This window comes from Paenibacillus sp. 10L310, assembly GCF_056395745.1.
Genome location: NZ_JBFTKC010000041.1, coordinates 1 through 2,934, shown reverse-complemented (window position 1 = coordinate 2,934; position 2,934 = coordinate 1). Strand labels below are relative to the sequence as shown.

At 53.5% G+C, this 2,934-nt stretch carries 1 rRNA gene; it reads right to left on the bottom strand.

The annotated features are described in order from the left end of the window. Positions 1 to 8: 8 nt before the first annotated feature. Positions 9 to 2,934 (bottom strand): 23S ribosomal RNA (locus AC1DE7_RS31540).

Genomic DNA, 2,934 nt, shown 5'->3' with positions numbered 1-2,934 from the left:
ACTTGCTATTGGATAAGCCCTCGACCGATTAGTACTGGTCAGCTCCATGCATTGCTGCACTTCCACCCCCAGCCTATCTACCTCGTCGTCTTCAAGGGGTCTTACATACTGGGAAATCTCATCTTGAGGGGGGCTTCACGCTTAGATGCTTTCAGCGTTTATCCCGTCCGTACATAGCTACCCAGCGGTGCTCCTGGCGGAACAACTGGTACACCAGCGGTACGTCCATCCCGGTCCTCTCGTACTAAGGACAGCTCCTCTCAAATTTCCTACGCCCACGACAGATAGGGACCGAACTGTCTCACGACGTTCTGAACCCAGCTCGCGTACCGCTTTAATGGGCGAACAGCCCAACCCTTGGGACCTACTTCAGCCCCAGGATGCGATGAGCCGACATCGAGGTGCCAAACCTCCCCGTCGATGTGGACTCTTGGGGGAGATAAGCCTGTTATCCCCAGGGTAGCTTTTATCCGTTGAGCGATGGCCCTTCCATGCGGTACCACCGGATCACTAAGCCCGACTTTCGTCCCTGCTCGACTTGTAGGTCTCGCAGTCAAGCTCCCTTATGCCTTTGCACTCTTCGAATGATTTCCAACCATTCTGAGGGAACCTTTGGGCGCCTCCGTTACTCTTTAGGAGGCGACCGCCCCAGTCAAACTGCCCACCTGACACTGTCCCCGCACCGGATTACGGTACCAGGTTAGAACCTAGATACGATCAGGGTGGTATCCCAACGTTGCCTCCAYRCAAGCTGGCGCTCAYRYTTCAAAGGCTCCCACCTATCCTGTACAGATCGTACCCAAATTCAATATCAAGCTGCAGTAAAGCTCCATGGGGTCTTTCCGTCTTGTCGCGGGTAACCTGCATCTTCACAGGTATTAAAATTTCACCGGATCTCTCGTTGAGACAGCGCCCAAGTCGTTACGCCATTCGTGCGGGTCAGAATTTACCTGACAAGGAATTTCGCTACCTTAGGACCGTTATAGTTACGGCCGCCGTTTACTGGGGCTTCGGTTCACAGCTTCGGATTGCTCCTAACCACTCCCCTTAACCTTCCAGCACCGGGCAGGCGTCAGCCCGTATACTTCGCCTTACGGCTTCGCACAGACCTGTGTTTTTGCTAAACAGTCGCTTGGGCCTTTTCACTGCGGCCCCCTCGTGCTATTCACACTACCGGGGCACCCCTTCTCCCGAAGTTACGGGGTCATTTTGCCGAGTTCCTTAACGAGAGTTCTTCCGCGCGCCTTAGAATACTCTTCTCGCCTACCTGTGTCGGTTTGCGGTACGGGCACCATCACCTGGCTAGAGGCTTTTCTTGGCAGTGTGAGATCATGACCTTCGCTACTATAATTTTCGCTCCCCATCACAGCTCAGCCTTACAATGTGCGGATTTGCCTACACATCAGCCTYACTGCTTAGACGGACATCCATCAGTCCGCGTCACTACCCTACTGCGTCCCCCCATTGCTCATAACGGCTTACGGTGGTACAGGAATTTCGACCTGTTGTCCTTCGACTACGCCTTTCGGCCTCGCCTTAGGTCCCGACTTACCCTGAGCGGACGAGCCTTCCTCAGGAACCCTTAGGCTTTCGGCGGATCAGATTCTCACTGATCTTTTCGTTACTCATACCGGCATTCTCACTTGTATAATGTCCAGCGCTCCTTACGGTACACCTTCAACCCTTATACAACGCTCCCCTACCCCTGATGCAAAGCATCAAGCCATAGCTTCGGTGGTGTGTTTAGCCCCGTTACATTTTCGGCGCAGAGTCACTCGACCAGTGAGCTATTACGCACTCTTTCAATGATGGCTGCTTCTAAGCCAACATCCTGGTTGTCTGTGCAACTCCACATCCTTTCCCACTTAACACACACTTGGGGACCTTAGCTGATGGTCTGGGCTGTTTCCCTTTTGACAATGGATCTTAGCACTCACTGTCTGACTCCCGGAAGTAAGTCTATGGCATTCGGAGTTTGACTGAGCTTGGTAACCCTTGCGGGCCCCGCACCCAATCAGTGCTCTACCTCCACGACTCTGTTTTCCGAGGCTAGCCCTAAAGCTATTTCGGGGAGAACCAGCTATCTCCGAGTTCGATTGGAATTTCTCCGCTACCCCCACCTCATCCCCGCATTTTTCAACATGCGTGGGTTCGGGCCTCCAGTGCGTGTTACCGCACCTTCACCCTGGACAGGGGTAGATCACCCGGTTTCGGGTCTACGTCCACGTACTAWGTCGCCCTATTCAGACTCGCTTTCGCTGCGGCTCCGGCTCTTCACCTTAACCTTGCACGGGAACGTAACTCGCCGGTTCATTCTACAAAAGGCACGCCATCACCCCTAAAACGGGCTCTGACTTTTTGTAAGCACACGGTTTCAGGTTCTATTTCACTCCCCTTCCGGGGTGCTTTTCACCTTTCCCTCACGGTACTGCTTCACTATCGGTCGCTAGGAAGTATTTAGCCTTGGCAGATGGTCCTGCCGGATTCATACGGGGTTTCACGTGCCCCGCACTACTCGGGATCCGTCTCGGAGGGAACMRACTTTCAACTACAGGGCTTTTACCTTCTTTGGCGGGCCTTTCCAGACCTCTTCGCTTAACCGGTTCCTTTGTAACTCCATGTGAGACGTCCCACAACCCCAAAGAGCAAGCTCTYTGGTTTGGGCTTCTCCGCGTTCGCTCGCCGCTACTGACGGAATCACTATTGTTTTCTCTTCCTCAGGGTACTTAGATGTTTCAGTTCCCCTGGTATGCCTCTRCAYAACCTATGTATTCAGTTRTGAGTAACTGGAAATTACCCCAGCTGGGTTTCCCCATTCGGACACCCCCGGATCAAAGCTTGCTTACAGCTCCCCGAGGCAGTTTCGTTGTTCGCCACGTCCTTCATCGGCTCCTAGCGCCTAGGCATCCTCCGTGTGCTCTTAGTAGCTTAACC